Origin of the sequence: Mesorhizobium sp. 113-1-2, assembly GCF_016756475.1 — a bacterium.
In the GTDB taxonomy this organism is placed as follows: Bacteria; Pseudomonadota; Alphaproteobacteria; order Rhizobiales; family Rhizobiaceae; genus Mesorhizobium; species Mesorhizobium loti_C.
This window is the reverse complement of record NZ_AP023242.1, coordinates 1,959,941-1,977,067: the sequence shown is the minus strand read 5'-3', so window position 1 is coordinate 1,977,067 and position 17,127 is coordinate 1,959,941. Positions and strand designations below refer to the sequence as shown.

16 protein-coding genes are annotated in these 17,127 nt (G+C 60.2%); 7 read left to right on the top strand and 9 right to left on the bottom strand.

Annotated features, from left to right (window positions below):
* Positions 1-104 precede the first annotated feature (104 nt).
* Positions 105-773, bottom strand: coding sequence for a response regulator transcription factor (locus JN279_RS09530; protein ID WP_202352620.1), 669 nt, complete (start codon positions 771-773; stop codon positions 105-107).
* A complete protein-coding gene (locus JN279_RS09525; RefSeq protein WP_202352619.1) occupies positions 770-2,209 on the bottom strand; it encodes a PAS domain-containing sensor histidine kinase in 1,440 nt (479 codons plus the stop codon). The genes JN279_RS09530 and JN279_RS09525 overlap by 4 nt, the downstream gene beginning before the upstream one ends.
* Before the next feature lie 381 nt (positions 2,210-2,590).
* Here JN279_RS09525 and JN279_RS09520 point away from each other — a divergent pair, with 381 nt between their 5' ends.
* Positions 2,591-3,178 (top strand): HdeD family acid-resistance protein, encoded by a 588-nt coding sequence (locus tag JN279_RS09520; protein WP_202352618.1) that lies wholly within the window; start codon positions 2,591-2,593, stop codon positions 3,176-3,178.
* 248 nt (positions 3,179-3,426) lie between these two features.
* Positions 3,427-4,653 (top strand): cupin domain-containing protein, encoded by a 1,227-nt coding sequence (locus JN279_RS09515; protein WP_274608675.1) that lies wholly within the window; start codon positions 3,427-3,429, stop codon positions 4,651-4,653.
* A gap of 263 nt (positions 4,654-4,916) precedes the next feature.
* On the opposite strand, the gene JN279_RS09510 is transcribed toward JN279_RS09515, so the two are convergent.
* The 5 genes from JN279_RS09510 to JN279_RS09490 all read right to left on the bottom strand — a co-directional run bounded on the left by JN279_RS09510 (position 4,917) and on the right by JN279_RS09490 (position 9,764).
* Positions 4,917-6,038 carry an ABC transporter permease gene (locus JN279_RS09510; protein ID WP_202352617.1) on the bottom strand — a complete coding sequence of 374 codons (1,122 nt, stop codon included), beginning with the start codon at positions 6,036-6,038 and terminating at the stop codon, positions 4,917-4,919.
* 3 nt (positions 6,039-6,041) lie between these two features.
* A complete protein-coding gene (locus JN279_RS09505) occupies positions 6,042-6,803 on the bottom strand; it encodes an ABC transporter ATP-binding protein (RefSeq protein ID WP_202352616.1) in 762 nt (253 codons plus the stop codon).
* Positions 6,772-7,320 (bottom strand): Tgt2/MlaC family protein, encoded by a 549-nt coding sequence (locus JN279_RS09500; RefSeq protein ID WP_202352615.1) that lies wholly within the window; start codon positions 7,318-7,320, stop codon positions 6,772-6,774. Before JN279_RS09500 ends, JN279_RS09505 begins: the two co-directional genes overlap by 32 nt.
* Positions 7,321-7,395: 75 nt before the next feature.
* Positions 7,396-8,613 (bottom strand): sulfotransferase family protein, encoded by a 1,218-nt coding sequence (locus JN279_RS09495; RefSeq protein ID WP_202352614.1) that lies wholly within the window; start codon positions 8,611-8,613, stop codon positions 7,396-7,398.
* Complete coding sequence (locus JN279_RS09490) at positions 8,613-9,764, bottom strand: type III polyketide synthase (protein WP_342216388.1); 1,152 nt, start codon at positions 9,762-9,764, stop codon at positions 8,613-8,615. The genes JN279_RS09495 and JN279_RS09490 overlap by 1 nt, the downstream gene beginning before the upstream one ends.
* A gap of 959 nt (positions 9,765-10,723) precedes the next feature.
* Here JN279_RS09490 and JN279_RS09485 point away from each other — a divergent pair.
* The 5 genes from JN279_RS09485 (at position 10,724) to JN279_RS09465 (ending at position 14,363) form a co-directional block, all read left to right on the top strand.
* Complete coding sequence (locus tag JN279_RS09485) at positions 10,724-10,933, top strand: hypothetical protein (RefSeq protein WP_202352613.1); 210 nt, start codon at positions 10,724-10,726, stop codon at positions 10,931-10,933.
* A 28-nt stretch (positions 10,934-10,961) separates the two neighbouring features.
* Complete coding sequence (locus JN279_RS09480) at positions 10,962-11,870, top strand: hypothetical protein (RefSeq protein WP_202352612.1); 909 nt, start codon at positions 10,962-10,964, stop codon at positions 11,868-11,870.
* A 246-nt stretch (positions 11,871-12,116) separates the two neighbouring features.
* The gene (locus tag JN279_RS09475; protein ID WP_202352611.1) at positions 12,117-12,449 is read left to right on the top strand and encodes a hypothetical protein; all 333 of its coding nucleotides are present in this window, start codon (positions 12,117-12,119) and stop codon (positions 12,447-12,449) included.
* Between the two features lie 77 nt (positions 12,450-12,526).
* Complete coding sequence (locus tag JN279_RS09470) at positions 12,527-12,790, top strand: hypothetical protein (RefSeq protein ID WP_202352610.1); 264 nt, start codon at positions 12,527-12,529, stop codon at positions 12,788-12,790.
* Positions 12,791-13,304: 514 nt separating this feature from the next.
* Positions 13,305-14,363, top strand: coding sequence for an AraC family transcriptional regulator (locus JN279_RS09465; RefSeq protein ID WP_202352609.1), 1,059 nt, complete (start codon positions 13,305-13,307; stop codon positions 14,361-14,363).
* Positions 14,364-14,609: 246 nt separating this feature from the next.
* On the opposite strand, the gene JN279_RS09460 is transcribed toward JN279_RS09465, so the two are convergent.
* Together JN279_RS09460 and JN279_RS09455 are read right to left on the bottom strand one after the other, a co-directional pair.
* Positions 14,610-16,136: a Do family serine endopeptidase gene (locus JN279_RS09460; RefSeq protein ID WP_202352608.1), complete on the bottom strand. Its 1,527-nt coding sequence runs from the start codon at positions 16,134-16,136 to the stop codon at positions 14,610-14,612.
* A gap of 267 nt (positions 16,137-16,403) precedes the next feature.
* A complete protein-coding gene (locus JN279_RS09455; protein ID WP_202352607.1) occupies positions 16,404-16,700 on the bottom strand; it encodes a hypothetical protein in 297 nt (98 codons plus the stop codon).
* Positions 16,701-17,127 lie beyond the last annotated feature (427 nt).

Genomic DNA, 17,127 nt, shown 5'->3' with positions numbered 1-17,127 from the left:
CGTGCTCGCCGATGACCCAAGCATTGCTGTTTCAACGACTGTTTCTCGGTGAGATACTGCGCCTTCTGTCGCGAAAGCGAAAGTTATACAGAGGTGTAACAAAGTTATTTCCCGGGAGCGTCTATCCCCAGGGCGCCGGCCATCTTCACCAGGTCGGCTAGAGTTCTGGCGCCCATTTTCTTCATCAGGCGCCCGCGGTGGATTTTCACCGTGATTTCACTGAGTTGCATCTCGCCGGCGATTTGCTTGTTCATCAATCCAGTCGCGACAAATGCCATCACCTCGCGCTCCCGGGGGGTCAGGGTGCGCAGAAGGCTCTGCAGCTCCGACAGCGCCCGGTCTCTCTCTCGCCGTTGCCTGTCGCGCTCCAGAGCGCCGGCGACTGCATCCAGAATATCCTGATCCCGGAAGGGCTTGGTGAGGAAATCGACCGCGCCGGCCTTCATGGCTCGCACGGACATCGGAATGTCGCCGTGACCGGTCATGAAAATGATCGGCAGGTGAATGCCTGCCTTGCCCAACTGCGTTTGAAATTCGAGTCCGCTCACCTCCGGCAGCCTGATATCGAGTACAAGGCAGCTTGGACCGTCGGGAAGCCGACTGTTCAGCAGTTCGGGAGCAGAACCGAAAAGCTCGACACGCGTACCGACAGATCGGAAGAGGCTGCTTAAAGCTTCACGCAACGACGGATCGTCGTCCACGACCAGAACAGTCGGAGGCACGGCGCCGTTGTTGCCTTGTGACTGGGAGGGAGAGACGGGGCGTCGGATCATGACCCGGCATCCTTTTCGACGCGTGGCAGGGAAAATTGGAATATCGCGCCGCCGCCTGGATTGGGCACGATCCATACATGGCCTCCATGTGACTCAACGATCGACCGGCAGATCGAAAGCCCCATGCCTATTCCATCCGCCTTGGTGGTGAAGAAGGCCTTGAACAACTGACGCGCATTATCGGGATCGATGCCTGGTCCAGAATCCTGAATCCTCACATTTGCCTGGTTCGATTCATCGATCGACGTCGTAACGAGAATTTCGCGGAAGTCATCGTTACTGGAGGCCATTGCCTGAATCCCGTTGATCAGCAGATTGATCAGGACCTGTTGAAGCTGGATACGGTCGCCAAGTGCGGGCAGAGGCCGGTTGGCTAGACCCAGTTTCAGGGTAATGCGATTTGCAACGAGCTCATGCCGCACCAACACGAGGGATTCGTTGACGAGCTCGTTCACGTCGACAAGGGCCATCTGGATGTCACCCTTCTTGGACAACGCCCGGATTCGATGGACGATATCGCTGGCGCGTTGGGCGTCAGCGATGCTCCGCTTGACCGCGCTGCGGACCTCATCCAGATCGGGCTTGTCCCGATCGATCCATCGTAGGCATGCCTCACCGTTCATAACGATGCCGGCTAGCGGCTGATTCACCTCGTGCGCGATCGAGGCCGTCAATTCACCCAATGTGGTGAGGCGTGTCACATGGGCGAGTTCAGCCTGGGCCTTCAGGACCTCGGTTTCGGCGCGCCTGCGCTGTGATATGTCCGTATTCGTTTCGAGAACCGCCAACGGTTGGCCATCAGCATCCTTCTTCAGCGACCAGCGGCTGGAAACGACAACGACGGATCCGTCCCGCTTCGTGTGCACGAGCTCACCTTCCCAGCGCTCGGAGCTGAGCAGTTGCCGATTGATCTCGTTCAACTTGGCTGGAAAGACTGTCTGCAGGAGCTGATGGGTGGACTTTCCCTCCGCGTATTCGGCGGACCAGCCGTAAATGGCTTCAGCGCCACGATTCCAATAAGTGATTATACCGCCCATGCTGCGTACGAAAATCGCATCATGCGTCAAATCGAGCAGTTGGGCCTTTTCAGATAGATCGGTCGAGGTCGATTGGTTTTTAAGCACAAGAAGAGTGGTAATGGCGATGGCCGCGATGCTCATGAGGCAGCGGCTGAGCGCGCCTCCACTGGCTTCCTCTCCGTGAACAAACCAGAAGCTCAATGAGGTGAGGGCTATACAGGCGAATGAGCACAAGACAATGCCACGCCTACGGAAGGCGGCGCCTGCGAGCAGAATAACGACCACATAGAGGACCGCGACCGCTCCAGAAAATGGATCAATCGTATCGACAACGAATATCCCGGCCGCCAGCAGGATGGCTAGAGGCGCCACCAGCCACGAATTGCCGGATGCTGGCGGAGATAGTCTGTGCCGCATAAGGTCTCTGCTCGGTTCCTGGTCGACGCCTGCGCTGCTGATCGACTCTCCGTGGCGCGCCGTCCACCCTAGTCAACCGGATCCTTTCTGCTTGTTCGAAATTGCGGTCGTCAGTGCCTGATTGCACCTTTGTCACTGCAACGCCTCGCCGCGAATCCCCAGGGATCGAGAGACCCATCAACGACGCAGGCTTGAGAGCGAGCCCAGGATCTGGCGGAAAACACAAATCAGAGCCGGCCAAGGCAACAACGCACAAGTCCTGGCAGCAACGAGAGCGGTATGACGAAACAGGGCTACGCCTGGGTCAACGCCTAGGCGGAACCCACCCGCTCGCCTTTTTACATCCTGCGGTGTTTCTCATGTGAACTGAAGGAGGAACTCATGGCACTTGCAATCGAACAGTCCCGCGGTCTCGGCTCAGCCGTCCCGGAGTTGCGTACAAAATGCAGGCTCTTCATCATGCTTGGCACAGCTCTGCTGGGCTTGGGTTTTCTAGGGTGCTCGACCTTGTTCGCCGCTACGGTGCTATCCGTCTTCTATATCGGCGGGCTGATGTTGTTGGCCGGCATCGCGCAGGTCGCGCACGCTTTCAATATCCAGGGATGGGGACCGTTTCCGTTCTGGCTGCTGAGCGGCTTGGCCTATGCAATCGCCGGGATCGCCGCATTCCACAACCCACGGCTTGCAGCCTCGGCCTACACGCTCGTGCTGGCAGCCACGCTAATTGCTGCAGGCATTCTGCGGTTCTGGGTAGGCCTCAAGTCCCGGCGCCATCTGGCTTGGGGCTGGGTTGCGTTTTCAGGTGTCGTCACTCTTCTTGCGGGCCTTGTCATCCTCTCGCAAGGGCGTCTCGATACTTTGGCAGCGTCAGGCGCGATCCTGGCAATAGACCTGACCATGCAAGGTGCGACGCTCTTGGCATTCGGCTTTGGACTGAAGAGCAGTGCGTTGGCGAGGATCCAAATATAGAACAGGCGTGTGCGACAGCTGAGGGTTCCCATCTGCCGCAAGGCGCTCGTGACGATCGCCAGCAGCGTTCCTCGCCCCTTCGCCTCTGACGGCCCCGATCATCGTGCGATTCAGCTATGGCCTGCCGACAACAAGAAAGACCGTCGGCGCTCGATCAATATCGTGTGCCTTGCGCGCCATGCGGACACTCATGCGGTCCGTGGCCGTCGTGCCGTAGAGAATCCCAACGCAGCAAGGAATGAACCAAAATGAGCATAGCCACGGACAAGATATCCCGTCGAACCATGTTGGCTGCGACAGCAGCTGGCGGCTTGCTTACGACGGCGACGATGGCTCAGGCGCAGAAGGGCGATCCGATAGCCGGCCGCCGCGGGGGCACCAATCCTGGTCCGATGAATCCTTCCCGCATAGACGGCAATCCGGACCTGATAATCCCACCAAGCACAGATGCGGGTAATCTGCCGAACCTGCGCTTCTCGTTCGACGATGCCCACATCCGACTGTCTGGCGGCGGCTGGACCCGTCAGGTGACAGCACGCGAACTCGGCGTCTCCAAGGACATTGCCGGCGTGAACATGCGTCTGAATGCCGGCGGCGTGCGCGAGTTGCATTGGCACAAGGCCGCCGAGTGGGCCTATGTCCTGTATGGGAAAGCACGCATTACGGCGGTCGATGCCAGTGGGCAAAATTTCGTTGACGACGTCGGCGTGGGCGACCTTTGGTATTTCCCGCCGGGCATTCCACATTCGATCCAGGGCCTTGATCCAGACGGGACGGAGTTCCTGCTGGTGTTCGATGACGGCGATTTCGACGAGGACAACACTTTCCTGCTGAGCGACTTCATGAAGCACACTCCTCCCGAGGTGCTCGCCAAGAATTTCAGCATTCCGGCATCGAGCCTGGCGAACTTGCCCGATCCCAGCGAGCTCTACATTTTTCCCGCTCCGGTTCCGGGGCCGCTCAGTGCGGACAAGATCGTCGGCGCGGTCGAGGTCCCGCAGAGGTTCAGCCACCGCATGATGGCACAGGCTCCAATCAAAACGAAACACGGAAGGGTGCGAATTACCGACAGCAAGGTGTTCCCAGCTTCCAAGACGATCGCGGCGGCCCTGGTCGAGATCGAACCGGGAGCGATGCGCGAGCTGCATTGGCATCCGAATACAAACGAATGGCAGTATTACCTTCAAGGTCAGGCCCGCATGGGGGTGTTCGCGGCGTCCGGCGCCGCCCGCACATTCGATTTTCAGGCCAACGACGTCGGCTACGTGCCTTTCGCCATGGGGCACTACATCGAGAACACAGGCGACTCGACACTCCGATATCTGGAGGTGTTCAAGAGCGACTACTTCGCTGACGTGTCACTGAACCAGTGGCTCGCCCTCACTCCTTCGGAATTGGTCCGCGTCAGTTTGCGCGCCGAACCACAGTTTCTGGAGGCCTTGCGCAAGCAGAAGTCGCCCATAGTGCCAGACTAGCGTTTGCTCCCCTTGTCCGGACGGGGCTGTTGGAGGGGCGCCGCCCGGGCGCCGCTTTTTTTGACGAAGGAGGTCTGATCAAGGCGTTTCACGGTCCAGGTGCGGCGGCGAAGCGCCCCATCCTGACCGTTTGAGTAGCGCTTGTCGTTTCCCGAAGGCAGGCATTGCTCTCCACTCCGCTCCAGGTCTCGTGAGGCCTGCGCCGGTTTGGTCGCCTAAAGTGAGACCACGGTTTGTTTTGCTCAAATGAACAGCCGCCCGTGTCAGATCCTGCGCAGCGCGTCGGCGGGGAGAAGGCGCGTGGCGCGCCAGGCCGGGTAGAGCGCGCCGAGGGGTCCGGCGATGAAGACGAAGATCAGCGCCTGGGCGATCGACCAGCCTGACAGGTAAGGCACGATCAGACCCGCCGCGAACTTTGTCTTCGCCGCCATTTCCATTGTCAGGGCGCCGAGAATGATCCCGATGACCCCGCCGGCTGCGCTCATGATCACGCCTTCGATAAGAATGAGCCGAAGAATCCGCCTTGGAGACCAGCCAAGCGCTGCAAGAACTCCAATCTCGAACGTCCGTTCGTTCACGGCCATCAGAAGTGTGTTGGCAACGGCAACAGAGGCCATCGCCATGACAACCAGTGAAATTGTCCGGGCAATCGCCTGAAGCAGATCGAAGATGCGGATGCTGTTGGCAAACTGCTCGGTGTCGCCGACCGAGAACCCTGGTGCCGCCGCGATGAGCCTGGTTCGGGCAACAGCGATGTCGTTCTTCTCGAGCGGGCGCTTCAACCTCACCTCGTACAAGGTAAACACGTCTTCCCGCGACAGGAGTTGCTGCAGCCCTTCGAGCGGAACGATCGCGCTGTTCTGGTTCAGCACTGACGAGAACGACGCGATGCCGACAATCTGGTAGGGCTGGAACTGGAGTTCGACAGTATCACCGACCCGCTTGTCCAATGCGGTGGCGATCGACTCGCCAAGGATTACGGGCCACTGGTCCCCCGGTGCAGGGATTCGTCCCGACAAGAGGTGCATATCGTTCCACAGGAAGCTGCCGGCGGGCCAGCCGGCCATGACAATATTCGCATCGTCGTCGGCGGTGGTGATGTTCAGGAGAACGCCCGACACGGCCTCGACGTTTGGCACGGCGGTAAGCCCGGAGCCCAGCGACCTGGGCACGGTGCTGCTCACCAGGTTGAACGCACCGCGCTGGCTCACCACCAGGTCCGCGCCGTTCTCATCGATTCCCGATGCGAACGAGCGCTGGACGCCGGCGGTCAGGCCGGTAAGCGCCACAAACCCCGCGACCGCCAAGGCGATGCCGAGAACCGTGAGGAGGGTGCGAAGCGGACGCGCAATGAGACCGCGCAAGGGAAGGGTCAGCTCTGTCATGGGTTAGCGGATCCGCGACGCCGGCGCGGGCGTCGACATCGCCCCCATTCGGCTGTCCGAACGGATGCAGCCGTCGGAGATCTCTATTCGCCGGCCGCACAGTGCGGCCACGTCCTCGTCATGGGTCACGACGATCACCGCAGTGCCGAACTCGCGATGCACGTTGCCAATGATGCTCATCACGGATTGGCTCGTCTGCACGTCGAGGCTTCCTGTCGGCTCGTCCGCAACCAGAAGCTTCGGACGGTTTGCAAGTGCCCGCGCAATTGCAAGCCGCTGACGTTCACCGCCCGAAAGCTCCGCCGGCCGGAGCGTGGCGCGCTCGGCAAGACCGAAATGCGCCAGAAGTTCGAGCGCGCGAACGCGACGCTGCCGCGCTCCGCCGAGATTTCCCAACAATGCCACCTCGATGTTTTCGCGCACCGACAGGGACTGGAGCAGGAAGAAGTTCTGGAAAACGATGCCGATCCTGCTGGCCCGGACGGCTGCCCATGCAGTCCTTCCGTTGATGGCCCGTCCTTCGAACCGAACTTCCCCGCGCGTCGGCCGGTCAAGCCCACAGACCAGGTTCAGGATTGTAGATTTGCCGCTCCCACTCCGGCCGACAATGGCCACGGTCTCATCGCCTTCGATCGCGACAGACACATCGTCAACGGCGACAATGCGGCCGCCGTCAAAGTCGCGGCCGACATTGCTCAATTCGACGAGGGGGGACATGAGCACGAACGCGGAGTCATAGCCGGCCTTTCCTGATGTCGACGACAAGCGCGGGGATCGAGCCGCCGTTGGAGGCGAGCAGCTGGGCAACGCGGTCCCGCTGCTGCACTGTGACGGAACCGCCGTCGACAAGAACATCGCCGATACAGAGTTGTCCACGGCAGTGGCGGACACGCCAGTCCACTGACGTTGGGCCGTGGAGCGGCGGGCGGAACTGGCTGCGCACAAGAATGTCGCCATTGGCCAGAACCTTTGTGCCGAGCACGGTAAGAGTCTTGTCTTGCGTCCGCTCCAGCCTGTCGGCCAGCCTGTGTGCGATAGCATAGAGAATGGCATCGATCACTGCGGCGCGGTCGTCCAAGCTGGCGCTGCGCCAACGCGTCCCCAGCACGGCTTGGGCAATCCCCCTTCCGTCGAAGGCCGCAGAGATCGAGCGCAGCTGCGCCTCGGCCGGTCCACCCTGCCCAAGCACGATCGCCCCCTGTCGTACTGTCTCGATCAACTGGACTGCAGCACTCTGCTCATCGGCAGCATGCGAACGCGATGGGGTGTAGATCGCGAGCAATATAGGGACAAGCACAAGCCGGCCCAGAGCTGCCCAGCATGCGTGCGACCATCGGCCTGCTGTCATGATCCTATGTCATCCAATGCGCGGTTGAGTGTCTATATCGAGCGTCTCGGGCGCACTTGCGTCCAGCGCCGACGCATGCCCAAAAGCGGCAGCCAGCGGTTCGAGGCGCGCTACCCGCGCTCTCTGCCTTTCCGTCAGGTCGGGATGGCGGTTGCGCACCTGTTTGACGAACGTCGCAGCGACCTGCAGCATTCCCTCCTCGCAGTTGGGGGAAAATGGCAGGCCCAGCTCACGGTAGATCCGCTTCATCTCGCCCACAGGGTCGGCGATCAGATCCTGCAGCCGCACTTCTGCGAAGTCGGCGGCCGGAATCTGAGCTCTATCCGCCAGATAGTGCATCTCTGTCGCGAGATATTCGTGAGCGATGATCTCCTCCTGCTCGTCCTCGGGCAGTGGCGGCTGCAGGGCGAATGCACGTTGCAATTCGCGCACCAGAAGGAGGTTGGACCGGAACACCGCTTCCGGCGAACGGGAGATGTGGACAAACTTGGCGCCCGGAAACAGGTCCCTGAGGTAGCGGACGCGCGCCGTATGGCTCGGTGACTTGAGCAGAAGTCGCCGCCCGCCCGCGACGAGAGCAAGCTTCTGCACGAAAGCGAACTGATGTGAGCGCCACCGGCCGAACTCGTCCGCCGAAAGCGCGTCGAGATCGTGAAATCGATTGAAGAAGGCCTGCCGGCGGGGAAGTATCGCGCGTCCCGCGAGGACGGATATCCCACCCATATTGTTCAACGCGAAGTCATCCTCCGCCGGCAAGCTGGCGCCCACCGGCACCACTGCGTGGAGGCGCGTCAACGGTAGCAAGGGTACGAAAAGGTAGCGCAGGACAGCCCAGCCGAGAACGAATGTCTGGGGTGCCAGGACCTGCGGCCAACTCGGCGATCTCAGGCTCGGATCGGCTGCCAGCAGGTTCTGCAAAAACGTCGTCCCGGATCGGAAGTAGCCGAGGGCGAACACAGGGGCGTTGTCCCGTGCCATCCGGGGAGGTCGCAGCCGCAGCCACACCCCAACGATCACGCGCTCCGGCAAGGAGGCGACCGTGCTGATCCCCGAAAGCAGGAGCAGGAGAACCAAGCGCGGCCAGTAAGCCGGAGGGATCTGGCCTTGCGCGCGCCACAGGGTCCTCAGTACTGCGTCGAGAGGCGCCACGCACATAAGGTGCGGATAAGGCAAATAGGGCGCCAGTCGACGGGCTACGAGCGAGATGTTTTCGTGCAGGGCCTTCATCAGGCAGTCCGAAACATCATGGTCTCGGTGGTCAATCCCGGCCCGAACGCCATGCCGCAGCCGAGCAAGCCTGACGGCTCCTTCAGCATTTCGGCCATCACGAACATCACGGTTGCCGATGACATGTTGCCATATAGCCGGAGCACTTCGCGCGACACTGCGAGCGCGGTCGGCTCCAGATTCAGCGCCCGCTCGACCGCATCGAGCACGGACCGTCCGCCGGGATGCACAGCCCACAAATCGATCTCCTTGGCGGGCCTGCCTCCGAGCACGGCCGGATGATCGTTGCGCAGTGTCTCGCGCACCGCGGCGGGAATCTGGCCAGACAGCACCATGTCAAAACCGTCGTCGCGGATGTGCCAGCTCATCAGCTCCTTGCGCTCCACTGCCACGATGGCATGGAAGCTTTCGAGGAGAATGCCGTGCGGTTCAGCCGTTACCAGCGCGGCCGCGCAACCGTCGCCCCATAGGCAGAACGAGATGAGCTTCTCAAGCTCGGTGGCTTCCCTGAAATGCAGCGTGCACAATTCGATGTTGACGATCAGCACTCGGGCTTTCGGGTTGGAGCGCACGATGTAGCGTGACAGCTTCATGGCATTGATGGCGGCATAGCATCCCATGAAGCCGACGATGGTGCGCTCGACCGACGTCGGCAGGCCGCATCGCTGCACCAACTCAAGGTCGATGCCAGGCGCCGAAAAGCCGGTACAGCTCGTCACGATCAAATGCGTGATCAGCGAGCGGTCGTCGTCGATCAGAAGCCTGTCGACGGCCTGTTGAGCAAGCTCCGGTGCAGCAGCTTCGTACATCTCCATACGGATTGCTGTGCTGGCGAACGAGCCCCTGAAAGAGGTACCGTCGCGGTCAATTGCCCCACCGCGCGGATCGTCGGCGGGTGCAAAGCAGGAATAACGATGTTCTATGCCGGCGAGACTGACCATTCGCTCAAACAGCGTAAGGCGCTGGGCATCGTTTTCAAGCAACGAAGCTCCATAGCGGAGGAAGAATTGATGCACGTCGTGTTCGGGGACACACGCAGCTATGCGGTTCAGATACGCTTGAGGGTACAAATTTGCTCCGAGAAAGCGCGCAGTCCGGCCTAGTGGGCCATCAAGAAATGGGGATAGCAAAGATACTCGCGTCGCTGCCACCAAGCAGGTTATGCACCCCCATGGAGATGTTGCGATACTTCTAGTGCCCTTGGTGGTTGCCCTCGGGAGGCCCAGCCGGGACGTATGACGTGTGGTCCTGAGCCAGTGCGGACCTGTCCGCCCGAGAGAAAACCAGTGGGCGGAAGTCCATCGCTCAACATCCCCCATTTGCTGTTGCGGGTTGTCTCATCGAAACATTCCAGAGAGCAAAAATAGTACTGGTGAGGTCGTTTCACCTCCCCCGTGCAGCTTAGACATTCCATTCGTTGTTCCTTCTCTTCCGTATCTGGAAGCATGCAGAATTTTAGCCATGGCTTGAATCATCCATTGGTATGGCTGCGTAAGCTAGTTGGCGAAACCGTGGAGTCGGTATGGGGCGGCGATGCTTGGCGAAGACGGCCAACACTGTTAGGGGCCGCTGGCGATCGGCTCGAGTCTTTGGCTTTGCATGGAAGCCAATCTAGCAAACCGAAAGGACAGGGCGAAACTCGAACCAGCGCGGCATTTGCGAAAGATATTTCTTTTCTTGAGCGCAACACTCGACGCTCGATCACCAGGATTTCAACGCATGGCGCCCAAGAAGTCGATGCGGCCCTACAAGTCCCCTGCCGAAGGTTGGGGCGTGCTGCGGGCGACCGGCCTGGCCCTTACCGAGCAGGGCATCGCAATGGGCGCTGTCCGGCTAGGGTGCTTTTTACCCCTGGGTTGCGGTTCGCTGCCTGGCTCCGCCGTTCCTGCCGGCACAGGCCCGCTCGACTCGGCGACCATCGACGCGCTGTCATGGCGCGAGCGTCTCGGTAAGTCGCGCTGGTTCGAACTCTTCGCCGTGATGGCACCGCCCTGTCTTTTCGCCGTGCTCGCGGGCTGGACCACGGACGCCGGTGCCGGATCGTTTTTGATTTGCCTCGCCATCTATTCGGATGCGTTGATCGCCTTGCTTTGGTTTGTAGAGAAAGACGATGCCCAGACTGAACCGCCCCTGTCTCATCCGCGCCCCTGGCGGACGGTCCGATGCGCGAAGAGCCAAGGGGATGATCGTCCCCAATTCCTACAGCCAGCGGATGCAGGCGAAGCCCATGGACGACGAAGCGCTCGGCATCGGGCGCTTCGTGGTGATCGAGGCCGAATCCTGGATCACCGTCGTCTTCAATTGTGAGCGCCTGGCCTGAAGGGTGAATTTTTCGGTAGGAGAGTGGGATGGCTAACCGGGCCTGGCACCTGACGGTGCCCAGCTTCTTATTATCTCTCGTTGCAAGTTCGGAAGCGTCGGCGTCCTACGTTGGGGACCGCTTCTTTCCCTCGACTCTGGCGACCGTCGTTCCCACCCCGGCCGATTTCGTCAATTTTCCCCAATTGACGCAGTTGCCTGACACCGCCTCGCGCGAAGTCGATTTTCCTTTCTCCTACAGCAAGCTCATCACCCCGGATTGGTCGGTCTCGTTCACCGCGAACTACCGCATGATCGACCAGGAGGGGAGCACACACGCGGGCTTCGACAATCTGGTGCTCGGCACACAGTACGAACTCTATTCCAGTGCCGAGGATGAATTCGTGCTCACGGCAGGCGGCACGCTAGAGGTGGGCGGCACCGGATCGTCCCACATCGGTGCCAAGTCGTTCTCCGTGCTGACGCCGACCGTCTACGTGGGCAAGGGATTCGGCGATCTGTCAGATTCTATGGCGTGGCTGCGACCGGTCAATGTCACCGCGACCCTCGGAGTCGCACTGCCAACCGAATCCACCACCGTGACCGGCACCACCTCGGTCGACAACCCAGACATCCTGCAATGGGGCTTTGCCCTGGAATACAGCCTGCTCACCAATTCGCATTCCGCAGGCAAGGGGAATGCTCATCGCTTCGCCGAGGGTTTGGTACCGCTGGTGGAATTTGCGATGCAGACGCCGCTGAACGGACCGTCGGCCGGGGAGACCACTGGCACGATCAATCCTGGCGTCATCTGGGTGGGCGAGTACGCCCAACTCGGGGTGGAGGCGATCATTCCGATCGATGAGAGCTCGGGCCGCGACATCGGCGTGCGTGCACAGCTCCACTTCTATCTGGGCAACATCTTTTCGAACGCGATTGGAAGGCCGATCTTCGACTGATCGCGCGCCGCGTTGTGTATGAACAGGACCAGGATCCTCAGCGGCCAGAGGCCAGGCCGCGATGCGAGGGCCTCGGACCAATCTGTGAGAGCCGACGACGAGGGGCGCCCTGGTCTTATGCTCCGCATCACTTCTTGTTGGTCGAATTATACTCCAAGACTACAAAGATAAAAAATTGCAGCCATGTTGATATGTTTCGTATACTGTCGCGAGACGTGTTTCAAAACCTATGTAAACGCCACCGGCATGAGCGACAATTCTGTCGCCAATTCGAGTTTCGCCGGCTGCGCAACAGAACAACAGGTGAAACACATGAGCTCTCTTCCAATCGCGGCTGCATTCGCGGCAGTCCTCCTGTCGACCGCTTGGGCCGCCGCAGCAGGTTCGCCTCCGGGACACGCGCAGGCGAAGTTCAATCATGTCGAACGAAAAACAAACAGCAACCACTCATCGTTGCCGACGCCCGTTCAAGAATCTCCAAGCAGATCAGCCAGGAAGCCCGTATCGCAGCTCGATAGGGACGGGGACAAGTATCCCTCGACCGATTCCGGCCTCTTTTCGGGCATGAACGGGTTCTGATGCGAAGGCGTCGCGCGACGCGGTGATTGCGGCTGAGGCTGCTTTGACCGCGCCGTCGACTTGAGTTGGCCTCACCTGTGACAGAGCTTGGCGAACTGCCGACAGCGCTGTCCATTCTTTCCTGTCCAGGACGTCGCGATCAGGCGGTCGAGCGCCAGTGGCGACGTCGGACACTTGTCTCCGAAATCGCGCGACATATCGCGCCGCAAGCAAGTCGCATCGCCGACGGTGCCGACGCCGTCAACGCTTCGGTGGTCGACCGTGAATCGGTTCTGCTCGGGAGACACGAGGAAAAATGGGCCGATGACAGCATGTCATCGGCCCAAGAACTCGAGCGGTGAGAAACGCTCCCGGGGGGAAGAGCGCCTTCACAATCGATCAGCGGGCGAGGGAGGGGAGAGGCCCGCAGGGTCAATCTGGCACGAGTTGGAGCGCTGCCACTATGGTGGATGGAAATGGGATCGAAACCACCGATCGCAGCGCCGACCTCAACCTAGTGCTTTTTGCCGCAGGCGCTTCGTCGTTCTTGCCGGCTTTGCATCCGGCTTGCGGATTTCGCGCGGAACGTCGAAAAGCCCAGGCCATGCAGAGCCCTCGTTCAGGGTCATCAGGACGCGACGTCCAGTAGCGCCAAATCGACCAACCACCTGGGATCGGCCGCAATTGAAGAACCGGCCAATTGGTCCGCGCGGCACAAGCACCATTACTATCGATCGCGACGTCCAACCACAAACCAAAGTATGAGTGGTTCAAACCAATACTCTATGACCGCCGACGGATGTAGGATGGGATAAATCATCGCCTGCGCTTTACGCTGACATCAGATGGGATAACCCGAAGGATGTGCGCCAAGCCATGTTGATGAATCCTGCCTCCAGTGACATCGATACACTCTCGGTTGCTGCCTTCGCGGCCAATGCTCGGCGATCGGAGCAACTGGGACCATTCCTGTCGGCGGATTGGCGTGCTCCGTTCAAAGGCGGAAAGGCACAGCGTACCAACTCCGTGGCGCATGCGCAGTTCCGGCGCTGGAGCGCCGATCGGGCCGATTACCGTGTCGAGATATCTTCCGCCGACGCCGTGAGTAGTCGCACGGCGATTTCGGATGGGATAGTTGCCGAGGTGGTCCAAGCCGCCGGCCATGACAAAGTCGAATTCCGGTTTCGCGCGCCCATGCACTTGCTGGTGGTCTACGAGCAGGGCTCGCGGCGAGACGGTGATACCTTCGTCGAAGGTTTGCCCCGCTCGAAACTGCGGGATTTTGGTCGCCGGCTTACCTTGGTGCCCGCCGGTTGCGAATATGTTGAATGGCATGCGCCGCGGACGTTTGCGCGTCTCATATTCGTCTATCTTGATCCTGCCAAGCTGCAAGTTCCGTTCAACGCTGGCATGTCGGATGTGACGTTCGCGGCGAAGCTCTTCTTTGAGGACGCAACGCTTTTGGGCACGGCCCTCAAACTGATGAGGTCGCTCGAAAGTCCAACCCCAGAGAGCCGGTGCTACCTGGAAGCACTGGGCATCGTCCTGGCGCATGAGTTGATCCGTTTCCACGAGGGGACGCCGAGAGCCGAACCTCAGCTTCGAGGCGGGCTTGCAGCTTGGCAGCAGCGGATAGTCACGGCGCATATCGAGGCGCATCTGGGCGAACCGGTACCGCTCGCCACTCTCGCGCAGCTTGCCAGGCTGAGCCCATGCTATTTTTGCCGCGCCTTCAAGCTGTCTTTTGGGATGCCTCCGCATCGATACCTTACCAGCCGTCGAATCGAGCATGCCAAAGGTCTCCTTGCGACGCGCGCTCATTCGGTGACGGACATCGGATTGACTGTCGGATATAGCGAAACCAGTTCATTCACGGCCGCTTTTCGCAAGGCGACCGGCCTGACGCCAAGTGCTTACCAGCGGGGCCTCGGATAGCCCCTGCCCGGTCTAAATTGGATTTCACGGCTCGTGGAACTTGTCGCCTGTGAAGCCCGCGTTTTCCAACGAGACTTCGTGCCGGCAGTCACCTGCCCCCCTTGATCGGAGTCTAGTTCTGGCACAATTGACGGGCGCCTTTCTGCCCCCGTCCGCTATTTCCGCTTCGTTGCTATCCCAACGGGTGGCGGCTGCTCGGCGGATCCGCGCTCCCGTCCCGGCGTCTTGGCCTTGGCATGTTTCATGTCAGCCGCTGCCATATGGCAGAGCGATAAAGGTCTGCTGTTCACCACGCTTGATTAGCAGCAGAACCGACTTCTTGCTGGATTTTGTCGCCGTGCCGATAGCTTGGCTCGTCTCCTTGGCAGTCTGTACCGGCACGCGATTGACCGAGACGATGATGTCGCCCAATTCAATGCCGGAGGTGGCTGCCGGCTGGTCCGGATCGATACCCTCGACCACGGCGCCTCGCACCTGCGAAGGCACATTCAGGGCCTGGCGGACCGTTTGATCGAGGTCGCCAAGCGCCAGGCCGAGCGTTGGAAAGCTGGAATGCAACGGCTGGGACGAATTGATTGCGGCCACCTGTTTGACACTGTCGTCATTGCCGCCGACGACCACCGACAACGCGACGGTCTTCCCGTTGCGCCAAACTGACACCGCCTCCCTTTTCCCAGGCAAGAGATCCGCCACGGCTCGAGACAGGGTCTTGGGCTCTTTGATGGTTTGACCGGCAAACCCGGTGATGACGTCGCCGGTCTCGATCCCCGCATGAGCGGCGGGCGACCCATCGCCGACATGAGCGACCAAAGCACCTTGAGGCGTTGGCAGACCGAGGGCGTTGGCGAGGTCCATTGTCACCGGCTGTATCTCGATGCCGAGCAGCCCATGTTCGATCGAACCGTTGTTCAAAAGTTTGGTGACGATCTGCTTGGCCTCATTGGACGGAATCGCAAATCCGACGCCGACGCTGCCGCCATTGGGTGAGTAGATCGCGGTGTTGATACCCACGACAGCGCCGCTGGTGTCGACAAGAGGCCCGCCCGAATTGCCATGGTTGATCGGCGCGTCGATCTGAAGGAAATCGTCGTAGGGACCACTGTTGAGGTCGCGCCCGCGGGCGGAAACGATTCCGGCAGTGACTGTCGTTCCGATCCCGAACGGATTGCCTATCGCCAGAATCGGATCGCCTGCCCTGAGTGTGTCGGAATTACCCCAGGCAACAGTGGGTAGTGGCTTCCCGGACTTTACCTTCAGCACTGCAAGGTCCGACTTTGCGTCGTGACCGACAAGGGTCGCCGGCAGCTCAGTTCCATTGTCAAGCGTCACCATGATATCCGAAGCTCCATCGATGACATGGTTGTTGGTAACGATGACGCCGTCTGAGCTGATGATAAAGCCGGAACCAAGGGCCTCTGCCAGTTGCGTCGCTCCTTGCGGTGGTGTCTTGGGTGCCGGGATTCCCCGATTGCCGAAGAATTGCGGCAACCGTTCATCAGACGACAGACCGCTGTCTGAGGGCTGAGTTTGATCACCGGGCACCGATGAAGTTTTCATGATCGACATGATCGTCACCACCGCCGGCTTGTCGGCCGCCACGATCGGAGCATAGGAGGTGGCCGAACCGCCAATGGCGGAGGCAACCGGAGACGAGCCCGCTTGCGTATCGGCCAAACTCGCGTTCAGAGCGACCCCAGCGGCGAGCGGCGCTACGAAGGCGGCGGAGAAAAGCAGCACGGTGCGGTGCCTGAGGAGAAAGTTGAAAGTTGACATGGTCGCGATCCGTGCGAGGCCTTGATCCTGGCGCCGTGGCGTGTTCCTCGTGCGGAACCGTCTATCCGGCGTGTGGCCGATCGGATGCGCTAACCTCGCTGATGGAACTTCCGATCGCGCCGATTTACTTGAGCTGGTGCCGGTTGCTCCCGGGTTGTGTTTTGTTTGCAAGACTGGCCGTCACTTGCGGGACGACGCAGGTTCTTTCGAGAATGATCGACGATTTCGATTTTGGAAGTGTCTCCTTCCTGGAGCCCGCATTGGGCTTCAGTCAACTTTGGCCACTTCAGCCGCCTGATCTGGAATCAAGAGCACCCGATAGGTCGTGCCCTCGCACTTGAGCAGGTAGGCGGTCTGATTTGGGACGGTCTCGGTTTCAATGCGATCCGCAGAACTCGGATTTTTGCAAGGGAAGCCTTGGCTTCGGACTTGGTCGGCAACGACGGTAGCCACGGTGTCCTGGTCTTTGGTTGTGGCGGTCGCTACGGTACCGGCGAGACAGATCGACATGAAAACGCCGGCGCCAATGGATGAAATCCGTCGTAGCGCTCGATTACAGTCCATTTGTAGTCTCCTCGTCATATTTCGCTGGAAACCGCTGCCGCGGAAAATCGGTGGCTTCGACCTTGGAAGCCGTCCGTCGCAGACGGTCACATCGTGATCGACTCCAACAGATTCGCTGCCGCCAGCGGCCTATCCCCCAAGCCGACGGATACGACGTTCATCTGCCCGACATTCATCTGCTTGCCACTCTCGGGCCGTCTTCAATTGGACCGCCTTCCTTCATGTTCGACAGCAGTCTACCAGCTGGTTTGTGGAAGGGCTTTGTCTGCTTTGCGGCTACTGGCGTTTCCTTGCGGTTATCACCCCTGGGGTCGCAGAGTGGCCCCATCGGTGGATGCTGCGTGTCCAATCCGGGTCTGTCGGACCGGCAGCGGCGGGCGACCGGCTGTCTATCACATCTTTCCATTATGCCTGGGCGGCAATCAGT